11 protein-coding genes are annotated in these 13457 nt (G+C 70.1%); 8 read left to right on the forward strand and 3 right to left on the reverse strand.

The window, feature by feature from the left end; genetic code table 11:
• Window positions 1-104: 104 nt before the first annotated feature.
• The 5 genes from ACSU6M_RS00160 to ACSU6M_RS00180 all read left to right on the forward strand — a co-directional run bounded on the left by ACSU6M_RS00160 (window position 105) and on the right by ACSU6M_RS00180 (window position 5501).
• Complete coding sequence (locus ACSU6M_RS00160) at window positions 105-1097, forward strand: acyl-ACP desaturase (protein WP_437065914.1); 993 nt, start codon at window positions 105-107, stop codon at window positions 1095-1097.
• Window positions 1094-1360 carry a phosphopantetheine-binding protein gene (locus tag ACSU6M_RS00165; RefSeq protein ID WP_437065916.1) on the forward strand — a complete coding sequence of 89 codons (267 nt, stop codon included), beginning with the start codon at window positions 1094-1096 and terminating at the stop codon, window positions 1358-1360. The genes ACSU6M_RS00160 and ACSU6M_RS00165 overlap by 4 nt, the downstream gene beginning before the upstream one ends.
• Window positions 1350-2612: a beta-ketoacyl-[acyl-carrier-protein] synthase family protein gene (locus ACSU6M_RS00170; RefSeq protein WP_437065917.1), complete on the forward strand. Its 1263-nt coding sequence runs from the start codon at window positions 1350-1352 to the stop codon at window positions 2610-2612. The genes ACSU6M_RS00165 and ACSU6M_RS00170 overlap by 11 nt, the downstream gene beginning before the upstream one ends.
• A 146-nt stretch (window positions 2613-2758) precedes the next feature.
• Window positions 2759-3844, forward strand: a complete 1086-nt coding sequence (locus ACSU6M_RS00175; RefSeq protein WP_437065919.1) for a type III polyketide synthase — start codon at window positions 2759-2761, stop codon at window positions 3842-3844.
• A 28-nt stretch (window positions 3845-3872) separates the two neighbouring features.
• A complete protein-coding gene (locus ACSU6M_RS00180; protein ID WP_437065921.1) occupies window positions 3873-5501 on the forward strand; it encodes an MFS transporter in 1629 nt (542 codons plus the stop codon).
• Between the two features lie 315 nt (window positions 5502-5816).
• Here ACSU6M_RS00180 and ACSU6M_RS00185 read toward each other — a convergent pair whose 3' ends face one another.
• Complete coding sequence (locus ACSU6M_RS00185; protein ID WP_437065923.1) at window positions 5817-6650, reverse strand: hypothetical protein; 834 nt, start codon at window positions 6648-6650, stop codon at window positions 5817-5819.
• 332 nt (window positions 6651-6982) lie between these two features.
• Between ACSU6M_RS00185 and ACSU6M_RS00190 the strand changes: the two genes are divergently transcribed.
• The gene (locus ACSU6M_RS00190) at window positions 6983-7783 is read left to right on the forward strand and encodes a hypothetical protein (RefSeq protein ID WP_437065925.1); all 801 of its coding nucleotides are present in this window, start codon (window positions 6983-6985) and stop codon (window positions 7781-7783) included.
• A 451-nt stretch (window positions 7784-8234) separates the two neighbouring features.
• A complete protein-coding gene (locus ACSU6M_RS00195; protein WP_437065927.1) occupies window positions 8235-8642 on the forward strand; it encodes a TIM-barrel domain-containing protein in 408 nt (135 codons plus the stop codon).
• Here the strand turns inward: ACSU6M_RS00195 and ACSU6M_RS00200 are convergent.
• Together ACSU6M_RS00200 and ACSU6M_RS00205 are read right to left on the reverse strand one after the other, a co-directional pair.
• The gene (locus ACSU6M_RS00200) at window positions 8626-10041 is read right to left on the reverse strand and encodes a non-reducing end alpha-L-arabinofuranosidase family hydrolase (RefSeq protein ID WP_437065928.1); all 1416 of its coding nucleotides are present in this window, start codon (window positions 10039-10041) and stop codon (window positions 8626-8628) included. The two genes, ACSU6M_RS00195 and ACSU6M_RS00200, sit on opposite strands and share 17 nt — an antisense overlap.
• Window positions 10042-10103: 62 nt before the next feature.
• Window positions 10104-11534, reverse strand: a complete 1431-nt coding sequence (locus ACSU6M_RS00205) for a glycoside hydrolase family 43 protein (protein WP_437065930.1) — start codon at window positions 11532-11534, stop codon at window positions 10104-10106.
• A gap of 464 nt (window positions 11535-11998) precedes the next feature.
• Between ACSU6M_RS00205 and ACSU6M_RS00210 the strand changes: the two genes are divergently transcribed.
• Window positions 11999-13423, forward strand: a complete 1425-nt coding sequence (locus tag ACSU6M_RS00210) for a family 43 glycosylhydrolase (protein ID WP_437074936.1) — start codon at window positions 11999-12001, stop codon at window positions 13421-13423.
• Window positions 13424-13457: the final 34 nt, after the last annotated feature.

Below are 13457 nucleotides of genomic sequence, written 5' to 3' on the forward strand. Positions count from 1 at the left end.
GCCACCGGTGCCGGGGATGGTGAAGGGTCGTTGCCCGACCCGCCGTACATCCGTGACACAGAGATGTACGGCCGTGGCCGCGCAAGACGACCAGGAGGGGATGCATGACTGAGGCCGCTGCGGGAGCGGCGCGTGTCCTGCGGGAGCTGGAGCCGTCGGTGGAGCGTCTGCTGGAGCGGCATCTGGACGCCGCACGGGACTGGTTTCCTCACCAGTACGTGCCGTGGGGCGCGGGCCGGGACTACGACGGGCCGCTGGGCGGCACGGCGTGGGCGCCGGAGCAGTCGGGGCTGCCCCGCGCCGTTCAGGACGCGCTGATCGTCAATCTGTTGACCGAGGACAACCTGCCGAGCTACCACTTCGAGATCGCCATCCGGTTCGGACGGGACGGGGCCTGGGGTGCCTGGGTGCACCGGTGGACGGCGGAGGAGGACCGCCACGCGGCGGTGCTGCGCGCCTATGTCCACGCCCGCCGGGCCGTGGATCCCGTCGTCCTCGAGGATCTGCGGATACGGCAGGTCGGGACCGGTTTCCGGTCGGATCTGCCCACTGTTCTGCACTCGTTGGCGTACGTCACCGTCCAGGAGCTGGCGACCCGGCAGGCCCACCGCAACGCCGGTGAGGCGTGCGGGGACGCGGCCGGACGGAAGCTGATGGCGCGGATCGCCGCCGACGAGAACCTGCACATGATCTTCTACCGGGATCTGTTCGCCGACGCGCTCGCCCTCTTCCCCGATGCTGCGGTCACCGCACTGACGGACGTGCTGGTCGGCTTCGAGATGCCCGGCGCGACGATTCCCGGCTTCCGGGCGAGGGCGGCGCGCATCGCGGCCTCCGGCATCTACAACCTGGATGTCCACCTCGAGTACGTCGTGACTCCCCTGCTGCGGGCGCTGAGGGTGATGTCCCTGACCGGCCTGGGGCCGGACGGGGAGCAGGCGCAGGAGCGGCTCCGCCTCCACATCGGACGGCTGAGCGCTCAGGCCGCCCGCGCCCGGGAGCTTTTCGCACGCATGAACACCGACAGGGACATTGGTCGGCCCACCGACAGGCGTACCGCAGCCGCTGCGGTGCGCGGACAGGAGGCACAGGTATGAGCCGGGCGGTCGAGAGCACCCTTCCCGAGGAGCTAGTGACGTTGTTGACCGACCACTTGGACCTGAAGGTCGCCCCGGCGAGCCTCACGCCGTCGGCCAGCTTCGAGAGTCTCGACGTGGACTCCCTGGCCCTGATGGAGCTGGTCGTGGCCGCCGAGGAAGAGTTCGGGATCATTCTGCCCGAGGAGACCCTCGACCTCTCTCCCGCGTCCACGCTCGCCGAGGCGGCCCGCGCCTTCGACGAGGCCCGCCGTGCCCGCTGAGATCGCGGTCACCGGTCTCGGTCTGGTCACTCCGGCGGGCCACACGGCCGAGGACAACTGGACGGCGCTGTGCGAGGGACGCTCGTTGGCCACCCGCGACCCCGAACTCGCCGGGTTACCGGTGGACTTTTCCTGTCAGGTGACCGCGTTCGACGCCACCGGCGAGCTGGGCCGACCGCTGGCCCGGCGCACGGACCGGTTCATCCAGTTCGCCTTGGTGGCCGCCCGCCGGGCCGTCGCCGGCGCCGGCCTCGGTGACGACCTCCGCCCAGGCGCCGGCGGGGGTCTGGGCGCCGGCGGTGGCGGAGGTCTGGGCGAGCGGGTCGGTGTCGTCCTCGGGGTGGGGTCCAACTCCCTGAGCACGTACGTCCCGGAGTTCGGGCACCTCGGTGCGGGCCGCCCGGAACGGGTTTCACCGCTGGCGCTGCCGCGCAGTGTTCCCAGCATGGCCGCCGGGGAGGTCGCGATCGACCTGGGCGCACGGGGGCCGAACTTCACGACCGCGAGCGCTTGCGCCTCCGGTGCCACGGCCCTCGGGGTGGCGCGCGATCTGCTGCGGTCGGGCACGTGCGACATCGTCCTGGCGGGCGGCAGCGAATCGGCCCGCTCACGGATGACGGCCACCTGCTTCACCCGTATGCGCGCGCTGTCCCGCCGCCGTGACCAACCCGCGTCGGCCAGCCGGCCGTTCGACGCGCGGCGGGACGGTTTCGTGCTCGGCGAGGGCGCCGCCGTCCTCGTGCTGGAGCGGGCAGCCGACGCGCGGGCGCGCCGCGCCCGGGTGCTCGCCGTGCTCCGTGGATTCGGAGCCGGTGCCGACGCCTACCATCCCGTCGCCCCGCATCCGTCCGGTGAGGGTGCCGTGCGCGCCATCACGGCAGCGCTGCGGGACGCGGACTGCGGGCCGGGGGACGTCGGACACGTCAACGCGCACGGCACCGGTACGCCTCTGAACGACGCGGCGGAGGCCGCCGCCCTCACCCGCGTGTTCGGGGACAGTGTGCCGCCGGTGACCGCGGCCAAGGGAGTCGTCGGCCATGCGCTCGGCGCGGCCGGGGCCGTCCAGGCGGCCTACACCGTGCTCGCTCTGCGCCACGGCACGGTGCCGCCCGTCGCCAACTTCGAAGGGCAGGGCGGCGAGCACAAGCTCGACATCGTGGCAGGTCCGCCCCGGCCGACTGCCGGCGCGGGAATCAGCTGCTCCTTCGGCTTCGGCGGTCAGAACGCCGTTCTGCTGCTCACCGCGGACTAGCCGGCCACGGCACTCCGCCGCCACCGCCGACCGGACCACGCGGAACCCAAAGGAAAGGCCACAGCCCCTTGCAGACAAGCCGGACGACGACCCTGCCGACGACCACGCGCCGCGACGGCTGGGGCCCGAGCGCTCCCGGACCTCGCGTGACGGCCATCCGCACCGCCGTGCCACCGCACCGCTTCCCCCAGGAAGAGATCATGGAGGCGCTGACCAGTACGACGCTGGGGCGGTCCCGAGCCGGCCGGCTGATGCTCCGCAAGATCCAGTCCAACGCCGGCGTGGCCACCCGCCACTTCGCCCGGCCACTGGCGGAACTCCGCGCCCTGACCGACTTCACCGACGCCAACCGGGTGTGGCTCGACACCGCCCTGGAACTCGGTGAACGGGTTCTCACGGAAGCTCTGGCGGCGGCGGGTGTGTCGCCCGGCGACGTGGACGCCGTGATCAGTACGACCGTCACGGGTCTGGCCGTACCGTCGTTGGAGGCCCGGCTCGCGCACCGGATCGGTCTGCGCCCAGACGTACGCCGGATTCCGCTGTTCGGCAACGGATGCGCAGGGGGCGCCGCCGGACTCGCCCGGCTGCGCGACTACCTGCTCGCGCACCCCGGCCACATCGCCGTGCTGCTGTCGGTCGAACTGTGCTCCGTCGCGTACCAGATACAGGACACCTCCATGGCGAACATCGTCGCCGGCAGTCTGTTCGGGGACGGCGCAGCGGCCGTCGTGGCCACCGGGGCGCGGCGGCACCGAGAGAGCGGCGGGGGCGGTGAGGACGGTGGGGACGGCTGCCAGGGCGCCCCGGAACTCGTGGACAGCCGCAGTCATCTGGTGCCCGATTCGGAGGACGTGCTGGGTTGGGAGATCGGTTCGCACGGCCTGCGGATCCTGCTGTCCCCCGACGTACCCGCCCTGACCGCAGAGCACCTGCCCAAGGCGGTCCGCGAGCTTCTCGGTTCGCACGCCCTCACCCCCGAGCAGGTCGCCGCGTGGATCGTCCACGGCGGCGGGCCGAAGGTGCTCACGGCCGTCGAGCGGGCTCTCGACCTGCCACCGCACGCGCTCGAACCGACCCGGCGGTCGCTGGCGGACAAGGGCAATCTGTCCTCCGCCTCCGTCCTGCACGTTCTGCAGGCGTACCTGCGGACGCCGCCGCCCGCGGGTGCCGCCGGTGTCGTCGCCGCCATGGGCCCCGGGTTCTCCATCGAACTGGTTCTCACGCGGTGGTGAACACGAGAGACGAGGGGGCCGCCCGCCCATGACGTCCACCCCGACCGTCCCGGCCGCCGCCACCGTCGTACTCGACCCGGCCGCGCGCCGACGCGTCCTGACCTGCATGTGCCTGGCCCTGATGCTCGTCGTGGCCTTCATGCCTGCCCTGAACTTGGCACTGCCCGACATCGGCCTCGACCTGTCGGCCTCCTTCACGGCGCTCACCTGGATCGTCGACAGCTACACGGTGGCGCTGGCAGGTCTGGTGCTCCCCCTGGGCGCCCTGGGTGACCGTGTCGGGCGCCGCGCCGTCCTGGTCGCCGGGACGGTCGTCTTCGGCGGCGCCGCGTTCGCCGCCGTGGCGTCGTCGAGTTCGACCGCCCTGATCGTGTGGCGCTCGGTCATGGGCCTGGGCGCCGCGATGATCATGCCCGGGACCCTCTCGACCGTCACCGCGGTCTTCCCGCCGGACCGGCGCGGCAGGGCCGTGGCGATCTGGTCCGCCTGCGCGGGCGTCGGCTCCATCCTCGGCATGCTCGCCTCCGGAGCGCTCCTGGAGTGGTTCTCCTGGAGGTCCGTCTTCCTGGCCGGCGGCTGCGCGGCCGCCGTCATGGCGCTGGCGAGCGTTCTCTGGGCCCCCGAGACGAAGGACCCCTCGCCTGGCCGTTTCGACACCGCGGGCGCCGTGTGCACCGCTCTGGCGCCCGGCGCCCTGGCGTACGCCCTCATCGCGGGCAACGAGGAGGGGTGGGGCGCCCCTCACGTCGTAGCAGCCATGGCCGTCGCGGTGACCGCCGGCATCGCCTATGCCGTTCTGGGAAGACGTGCCGAGAATCCGCTGCTGGATCCGCGTCTGTTCCGCGTGCGGGACTTCGCCGCCGGCAGCATCGCGCTCACCGTGCAGTTCATGGTGCTCTTCGGCTTCTACTTCGTCGGCCTGCAGTACCTGCGGCTGCTCCTGGAGTACGGGCCGCTGAAGTCGGCCGTCGCCCTGGTGCCCGTAGCCGTCGTCGTCGTGCCCGTCTCGCTCGTCGCGCCTCCCCTGGCGCAGCGGTACGGCGTGCGCGCGGTGCTGGCCTGCGGTCTGGCCCTGCTGGGCTCCAGCCTGGTCGCACTGTCCCTGCTGACGGCCGCCTCCGGTTACCTCCCCTTCCTCGGCAGCCTCCTGCTCGCCGGTGTCGGCCTGGGCCTGACCGGGCCCGTCGGCACCACCGCCATCACCGGTTCCCTGCCCGCCGACCGGCAGGGGGTGGCCTCCGCCGCCAACGACGCCACCCGCGAGGTCGGCGCGGCCCTCGGCGTCGCCCTCATGGGCTCCGTCTTCGGCAACCGGTACCGCTCCTCGCTCACCCTGGACCTCGCAGGGCTCCCGGAGTCCGCGACCGACGCCGTACGCCGTTCCCCGGTCGGCGGACTGTACGTCGCCGACCGCCTCGGACCGCGGGGTGCGGCGCTCGCCGAGGACGTGCGGAACGCGTTCATGAGCGGTATGTCCGCGTCGGTCATCGCGGTCGCCGTCGTCACCGCCGCTGGGGTCTGCGCGCTCGCCGGGGGCAGGAGGCGGCGGAAGCCCGGTGGGGCTCGTACGGGCCAGGTCGGCGAGGCGCACGAAGGCATGGCCAGGCGGTGCGGCGGGAGTGGGGGAACGGACGCTGGGTGGCGGGCGAAGCCGTAGGTGAAGAGGGGAAGGAGCCGTCCTGAGGTACGGAAGGGGGTCGACAGGATGGTGCAGGACTTGTGAGGAACAAGTCGGAGGCGCACAGACGTGCCGATCCCTCGGGTCGCTGCCGAAGCGGGTAACGGGTGGCGCCTTGTGCTTCCTTCCATGTCCGGCGAACTTTGGGGAAGTGTCACGCCGATGAGACCCGCCATCTCCCAGTGGCCGAAAGGGTCACGTACCCAGGGCGGGGCCGCTCAGGGGCCGGCGGCGTAGCGGGGCCGCACGAGCCCACAGGGCGTCAGCAAGGAATCAGGCGCTACCTGCACCGGCTCAGTATCGGGGGTACTTGCCCTGGAAGGAGCCGATCGCTACGCCGATGACCGTCGCGTCGACGATCAGCCCGAGGACGAGGAAGCACAGGGCGCCGAATGTGTCGCTCGCGCGGCTGGACCGCGTGCCGATTTCGATCACGATGCCTGGCTTGTTCGGGTGATAGGCGACCTGGACCGTCGCGGATCGGCTCTTGACGTTCACGCTACGGTCCACGCCGCGCATGTCGGTGTACACAAACACCCCGAACTCACCGCCCAGAACGCGCGTTTCACCGACTCTTCTCGCTTCGACGGTGACGCCGTGACGGAGCAGGTACCGGGCGCGGTACCGCAACCGCACCATGTCGGCACCGACTGCTGTGAGCAGCGCACCGATGGGGCCGATCAGCATGATCAGGAACGCGAAGGTCCACACTCCATGGGCGGCGACGGCCACCGCAAGGCCGGCACACACCAGGACGACAGCGGTTCCCCACCGCCTGCGCCGTCGCTTGTCCCTCTCCTGTTGGGACTCGGTCACCGCACGGGTGGTGACGAGTTTCGAACCGTCTGCGCTCGCGGGACGCTCAGGCAGGACCGCGCTGACGGCTTCGGCGAACACGTTTGCAGCAGCCTGGCTCACGTCGTCAACACGGTGCACCGCAGGCAGCGTGCCGGGCGGGGCAGTGAGTTCGACGGCCAGGCTGCGCCCCTCGGAACGGATGCACCCTATCGCCAGGAGGGGAATCCGGACTTCCTCGGTCTTCCGGCTCAGAACCAGTGCGTCACCGTCGAATCGGAGCAGGGTGCCATCGGAGGAGCGTAGAACCGGTATTGGCGATGTGATCGACATGCGCCCGATCGTAAGGGGCTGGGCGGGGACAGCGGGGACCTGACGAGCAGCGCGGTGGGTGCCGGTTCTGGGTCGCGCTGAGCGGCGATCTGGGGCGGGACCGGGGAGCTTGCACCCATGCCGAGTCGGCGTTCGACGGGCGGATGCGCTTCGAGCACGACAGTGGCGCCTCCTCCGCCGTCCGGGCAGACGGCTCGTTCGGGTGACGGCAGCCGCCGACCGGGGACCGGACAAGTGCCGTCCGGCGTTTCCGTCGGGCCCCGTAGCCGTCCGGTCCATGGAGTAACCCCGGCGAACCCATGCGGTCCGAGCACTAGCCTGTTACCGGTCTGGTGAACGACCGTCAGGGGTGGGCAGTGGGCGGCAGACAACAAGCGCGATCGAGGGCCATGCAGCGGGCCGGGACGAGAGCCGTGCGGCGGCGTCGGGAACTGCGGGCCGAGGAAGCCCGGATCCAGTCGGAGCGGGAGACCTTGACGAGGACTCGGACCCGCGCCGAGAGCTGTGCGCTCATCGCGGCGGCCGTAGTGGGTGCCGTCAGTCTCGCGGTCTCCGCGTGGGGTACCTACTGGACCGCACAGGTGGCGGAAGACCAACTCGCGCAGTCCAAGGAACAGGACGCCGACGAGAAGAAGGACCAGGCATCGAAGGTCGTCTTCTGGGTGGAGGGCGGCAATGGGATCTTTCCCGGGATCGGAACGCGCCTGGTGATCACCAACCAGTCCCCGTACCCGCTCACCCTCCTCACGGTGGGCCTCAGGATCACAGAGCAGCGCGACGAACGAACCGAGTGGTCAAGCGTCGCGAGAGTAGCGAGGGGAGGGGTGCCTCCCTGCTCGGAGCTCCGGGTAGAAGCCGGCGACCTGCGCCACACCAATGGCACACCCGTTGGCGACGGTCCCGCCGCCCTTGGGGTGCTGAGCCTCGGGTTTGTCGATTCCAAGGGGGAAGCGTGGTGGCGAGACGAGAGTGGCCGCCTCCAAGCGGCCAGGGATTTCGTTCAAGGCCAGTCCACGGAAACAGCCTTCGAAGTGAACGGCAAAGCTAGGAACCTGAAGGACCTCGATCCGAGCCAGCCCGCAATCACCTTCGGCGAGTTCAAGCCGATGGAGGGCTGCGGCTCGGACCAGTGACCTGGCGCCCTCCCGCAGGTGGAAGGGCTTCAGGCGCGCCAGTGACGCCTACCCGCACGGGCGTTGCGGCTCGCCCATAGATGGCCTCCTTTTGTGACAGTGCGTTAGCAGTTCTGCGAAGCGGCGAGCTGGGTGCTGAGTGGCGGAAGCTGTAATCCCAGCCGGTCACCCTGTCGAGACACCGTCCTACTCGACCTGCAACAGGCACCCGCAGGCTGGCGACCTCGCCGCCTAGGCGGCCGAGCCGGTGGCCGTTGTCCCAAACCCCTCTACCCCTGCCCGCCAGCGAGGTGGCCGACGGCCTGCGCGCGGCGGGCGAGTACCGCCCACTCTTCCTGGCCCGCTCTGCGTGGGCAGGCAGCCAGTGTCACGGTGCCCTGCTGGGTCCGGCGACATCCTCACCACCTTCGACTCCCTGCCCCGCCTGATCAGGTCCGGGCTGGACGTCTAGATGAGCGGCGTCCCCTGGTCGGACACCGACGTCGGCGGCGACCCGGACGACCCCGCATACGGCGAGCTTCTGATCCGGTGCTTCCGGTACGGCACCTTCAGCCCCGTAGTGCGGCTGCACGCGGATCGCGACCAGTTGTTCCTGTGCGAGCGACTGCGCCCCTACCTGCGCGGGCTGTCCGAGGACGCCTACCGAACCGGCCCCATCGACCCGGCCGCTGTTCCTCCACTTCCCCGAGCACGAGCCTCCGCTCGACACCGCGTGCCCGTCTTCGTCCGCCAGGTCCACGTCGCCGATGTGCTCGGCTGTCCCCCTGCGGCCACGGACACGCACAAGAGAGCAACCCCAGCCGACGTGCGGCTGGGGTTGCTCGGGCCGTGGATCGGGCGGGTCAGCGCTGGAGGGTGAGCAGGCCCGGGCGGTACGGCAGTTGTATGTAGGGGGTGTTCGGCGGGGTGTTGGGGGAATGGCCCTGGTAGAGGAACTGCAGGTTGCAGGGGTCGATGGTCATGGTCTGGTCGGGGTTGGTGCGGACCAGGTCACCGTGGCTGATGTCGTTGGTCCAGGTGGCGCCGCTGTTGGCCTTGCCCGCGAAGGGGTTGGACTCGGTGGCGGCCTGGGGGGTCCAGGGACCGTTCAGGCTGGAGGCGGTGAAGGAGCGGAAGAAGCGCTGCTCGGTCGCGCCCCGAGCCTCGACGATCATGAGGTACTGGTTCTGGCCCTTGACCTTGTAGACCTCCGGCGCCTCGAAGAGGTTCTTCACCGTGTCGCTCATGATCGTCGTGTACGACGAGCCGAAGCTGGCCGGGAAGTTGCCGATCGGCATGGTCGACCTGTAGATCTTGCCGTTGTCACCGGCGAAGAACATGTACATGTTCTGGTCGTCGGCGATCATGGTCGGGTCGATCGCGCTGCCGTCGGGGAGACTGCCGGTGAACAGCGGCTGGGCGGCGGACCAGCCGTTGGGGTTGGTGGGGTCGCTCGACGTGCGGTAGACGAAGGGCCATGGGGTGCCCCACCCGTTCGAGGTCAGCACCCAGATGTTCTTGGGCGCGAAGTAGAACAGTTTGGGAGCCACCGCGCCCTGGTTCATCTGGGTCTGGCCGGCCGTCGCCATGTCCGACCAGTTGGTGAAGGGGCTGAAGCCCATCGACTTCCACGACGATCCGTCGGAGGCGGTCGCGTAGACCAGGTGCTTGCCGTTGTACGTCACCGTGGTGAAGTCCTTCAGCGAGGCCCACCCGTTCGCCGGCTGGGCCAGCGGTCCCGTCGAGGTCCACCGGTACGTCGACGGCAGCGCACAGGTGCCGCCCGGCGGCGCGGACAGGCCGGTCCACTTCTGGTTGCTGCCGCCGTTGCAGTTCCAGAGCTGCACCGCTGTGCCGTTGGCCGTGGCGCCGCCGGTGACGTCCAGGCACAGCCCGGACTGCACGCCGACGATCGTGCCGTCGGAGTTGACCCGCCACTGCTGGTTCGCGCCGCCGGAACAGGTCCAGATCTGCACCCGGGTACCGGGTGTGGTGGCGTGGCCCGGAACGTCCAGGCATTTGTTGCCGTACACGGTGAGCTGGTTGTTGTCCGTCAGGGTCCACTGCTGGTTGGCGCCGCCCCAGCAGTCGTAGATCTGCAGGTTCGTGCCGTCGGTCTGGCTGGCGCCCGGCACATCGAGACACCGGCCGGAACCGACACCGCGCAAGGGGCCACTGGAAGCCGCCTGGGCCGGGTTCGCGACGAGTGTGGCCGCCGACGCGACCAGGGCCGCGAGCGTCATCGACAGATGTCTGCGGCTGAAGATGCGTCTGTGCATGGGGTCCTCATTCCTTGAGTAGGCGTTGCGGGTTGGTGCGGGGCAGCTCGGGCCGCGTCGGGTCAGCTCGTCACGCGGAAGGTGGCGTCGCTGCGGCCTGTCGCGGTGGTGATCGGATCGAGGCGGAGTAGGTAGCCGTAGTGGCGGATGTAGCGGTCGGGGTGGTTGTACGACTGGAAGGACGACCAGGTCGGGTCGGCGAGTCCGGCGACCTGGCGGAAGCTGGCGTCGGCGGCGAACTGGGCGGTGCCGTCGTGGTGGGCGAGCCGGAAGTCGTAGTCGAAGTGGCGCAGGAAGTAGCCGGGGTAGTTCACCGACTCGAAGGAGACGGTGCCGGAGCCCGCGAGGCCGGGTCGCAGCCGGAACTGGGCGTCGGGGCCGGTGACGTTCTGGTCGATGCGCACGTCGAAGTCGGCGTGCCGCACGTACCGGTCCTGGAAGTTGTACGACTGGAGCCGCCTGGCCGGGGTGTCGGCCCAGCGGGCGAGCACGCGGCTCTCCTCCGCGGCCGTGAGGTTCAGGATCGAGCCGTGGCGCTTCTTGGTGCCGCCCATGTCGTAGCTTCCCGACGCCGGGAGGCGGTAGGTGCCGGAGGCGGACGGGTCGGTCGTGGTGACCGGCAGGTAGCCGCGGTTGGAGGCGTACTGGTCGAGGTAGAGGGTCCACTCGTTGCGGTCCCGGAACTTCATCCACATCGGGCCCTCGACCTGGGAACCGGTCAGGCCGATGCCGGAGAGATTGCCGAGGTGGGTCCAGGTGCCGAGGATGGAGTTGCTGCCTTCGAGGGTGATCTGGCCGTCGCCTGAGGCCCGTACGTAGCGGTGGGTGCCGACGCCGGCCGGCAGCTCGACGATCTGGGTGTCGATGATCTCCTGGGTGCCGGGGCGCTCGATGTAGATCTGCGGGGTGGTGATGGTGCGGAAGTCGCGGGTGCGCGCGTAGTAGATGCGGTGCTTCTTCACGCCGTTGACGGGCTTGTTCGTCGCCCAGTACAGGACGTAGTCGTTGGTCTGCGGGTTCCAGATCGCCTCCGGCGCCCACGCGTTGCGCCCGTCGGGGATGGCGCCGGCGACGTCGAGCAGCCACGGCTGTGACCAGGTGACCAGGTTCGTGGACTCCCACACCACGAGGTTGCGGCTGCCGTCGTTGATGGCCTGGTCCCAGTTCTGTCCGCAGCCGATGCACAGGTCGGTCGCGATGATCCAGTACCGGCTGCCGTCGGGTGAGCGCACCAGTGCGGGGTCGCGCACCCCGCGCGTGCCCACCGTGGAGCGCAGGGTCATGCCGCCGCCGTTGAGATCCCTCCAGTTCCGGCCGTCCGTGCTGTGCGAGAAGTAGATCTGCTGACCGTCCGCCCCCTCACCGATGAAGTGCGTCATCAGGTAGCCGGGGTCGGCGGCGGCCGCCCGGTCCGGTGTGGTCAGGGCCTGGCCTGTGAAGAGGAGGCACGCGGCGAGCAATATCGCCGACAGCCGTGCGCGAAGCGCGGACATGCACATCTCCTGTCGTTCTGCCGTGTGGGGACGGCGGGGCGGGACGATGCGGCTGACTGATCCGAGCGCCGGGTGGGCGCGGCGCAGCAGATGGTCGGCGGGTTCTCGGCGGCAGCTGTTGCCCCCGGCCGCATTCCTCCCGGTGGTCGGCCGGGGCAGCTCCGCAGCCAACTCGCCGCCCTGCCAGTCGAGTTGTGCGGTATGTCGAACGGCGTTCGTAAGATCGGGCAGACAATAGGTGGGCGAAACGGAGTGCGTCAATACATCCGACCCGACCGGGCTCGGGCGCCGGATCCTCCGCCTCCGCCGCCTTCGCGACCCCGAACCGCCTTTTCTGACAGAAGCGTTGACCGGAGCAGGTGCAGGATCTATGTTCTGGCCGAGTTTACGAACGCTGTTCGAAATATCGGCACCGGAGGGTGTACTCCATGAGACCCGTGCTCGCCCGTCGAACGGTCCTCGGCATGATCACCGGCTCGGCCGCCGCCACCCTCGCCGGCGTCTCGGCCGGGACCGCCCACGCCGCCGTGCCCGCATCCCCCGGTGTCACGTACACGAACACCATCGCCGAGCAGCGGGCCGACCCGCACATCTACAGGCACACCGACGGCTTCTACTACTTCACCGCCACGGTCCCGGCGTACGACCGGATCGTGCTGCGCCGGGCCACCACGATCCAGGGGCTGACGTCGGCCACCGAGACGACCATCTGGACCAAGCACGCCGGCGGTGCGATGGGCGCCCACATATGGGCTCCGGAAATCCACTTCATCGACGGCACCTGGTACATCTACTTCGCCGCCGGCGACGCCAACGACATCTGGCGGATCCGGCCGTACGTCCTGCAGTGCACGGCCGCGAACCCGGTCACGGGCGCCTGGACGGAGAAGGGCCGTATCGCACTGCCGCTGGACACCTTCTCCCTGGACGCGACGACCTTCGCCGTCAACGGCACCCGCTACCTCTCCTGGGCGCAGCACGACCCGGCCGTCGGCCGCGGCACCAACCTCTACATCGCGCGGATGTCCAGCCCCTGGACCATCACCGGCACCCCGGTCATGATCAGCCGGCCGACCGCCTCGTGGGAGACCGCCGGGGGCCAGACGGTCAACGAGGGCCCGGCCGTGATCCAGCGGGGCGGCAAGGTCTTCATGACCTTCTCGGCCAGCGCCACCGACGCCAACTACTGCATGGGCCTGCTGACCGCGTCCGCCTCGGCCGACCTGCTGAGCGCGTCGTCGTGGACGAAGACCGCCACCCCGGTCTTCGCCAGCAACACCGCCACCGGCCAGTACGGGCCCGGGCACAACCAGTTCACGGTCTCCGAGGACGGCAGGTCGGACATCCTCGTCTACCACGACCGCGGTTACAGGGACATCAGCGGTGACCCTCTCAAGGACCCCAACCGCCGCACCCGCGTCCAGAAGATCTACTGGAGGGCCGACGGCACACCCGACTTCGGCATCCCGGTGGCCGACGGCGTCACCCCGATCCGGCTCTCCTCGTACAACTTCCCCGACCGGTTCATCCGGCACTGGGAGTACCGCGCCAGGATCGAGCCGAACGTCTCCCCGCTGGCCGACTCGCAGTTCCGCGTCGTCACCGGTCTCGCCGGCGGCGGCACCGTCTCCCTGGAGTCGGCCAACTTCCCCGGCTACTTCCTGCGCCACAAGAACCACGAGGTGTGGGTGGAGAGGAACGACGGGACGTCGTTGTTCGCCGGTGACGCCTCCTTCACCGCCCGGCCCGGTCTCGCGGACCCTGCCGGAGTCTCGTACGAGTCGTACAACCTCCCCGGCCGCTACATCCGCCACTACGACTACCTGCTGCGGGTCCAGGCTCTCGGCACGGCGACCGACCGGGCCGACGCCACCTTCTACACCCAGTGAGCCAACACCGCTGCCCCGCACCCCGGTGGGGCTT

Source organism: Streptomyces sp. enrichment culture (assembly GCF_964272895.1).
In the GTDB taxonomy this organism is placed as follows: Bacteria; Actinomycetota; Actinomycetes; order Streptomycetales; family Streptomycetaceae; genus Streptomyces.